This window comes from Psychrobacter sp. 16-MNA-CIBAN-0192 (assembly GCF_040309565.1).
Classification (GTDB): domain Bacteria; phylum Pseudomonadota; class Gammaproteobacteria; order Pseudomonadales; family Moraxellaceae; genus Psychrobacter.
On record NZ_JBEOOX010000191.1, the window covers coordinates 1 to 277 of the forward strand.

Annotated in this window: 1 protein-coding gene; it reads left to right on the plus strand. The window is 62.5% G+C overall.

The features are described from left to right. Positions 1-35: 35 nt before the first annotated feature. Positions 36-277, plus strand: a 242-nt coding sequence (locus AAEY78_RS12875) for a response regulator (protein WP_352339714.1), incomplete at its 3' end; no start/stop codon positions are given.

Sequence of the window (277 nt, forward strand, 5' to 3'; positions counted from 1 at the left end):
GTTTTCCAGCGCGGCAAGCGCGGAGTAAGAGGATGATGGCTATCAAGGTTTTATTGGTGGAAGACGATCGCGCCCTGCGTGAAGCATTGGCAGACACGCTGCTGTTGGCGGGCCATGACTACCGTGCGGTCGGCTCTGCCGAGGAAGCCTTGGAGGCGGTCGAACAGGAAACCTTCAGCCTGGTGGTCAGCGACGTCAACATGCCCGGCATGGACGGCCATCAGTTGCTCGGCCTGCTGCGGGTGCGCCAGCCGCAGCTGCCGGTGCTGCTGATGAC